The sequence below is a fragment of the Psychrobacter sp. GW64-MNA-CIBAN-0177 genome (assembly GCF_040309585.1).
Taxonomy (GTDB): Bacteria; Pseudomonadota; Gammaproteobacteria; order Pseudomonadales; family Moraxellaceae; genus Psychrobacter; species Psychrobacter okhotskensis.
In genome coordinates, this window is record NZ_JBEOOY010000376.1 from 1 (window position 1) to 259 (window position 259).

The 259-nt window shown below is 44.4% G+C and carries 1 protein-coding gene; it reads left to right on the plus strand.

The window, feature by feature from the left end:
* Positions 1 to 259 (plus strand): methyl-accepting chemotaxis protein (locus tag AAEY79_RS15515; protein ID WP_352289440.1); only part of this gene is annotated, 259 nt, incomplete at both ends.

Sequence of the window (259 nt, forward strand, 5' to 3'; positions counted from 1 at the left end):
GTTATGACCGAGCCAAGCGTGCGATTAATGAAATTAAGCAGTTATCGACCTACATTGAACAAACATCAAACTCGGTCAATACCCTAAAAATTAATGCGACCAATATTAATGAAGTGATCACCACCATTAATGCTATTTCAGATCAAACCAACTTACTGGCATTAAACGCAGCAATTGAAGCGGCACGTGCAGGTGAAATGGGCCGTGGTTTTGCGGTGGTTGCCGACGAAGTAAGAACCCTTGCGGGTCGTACACAGGC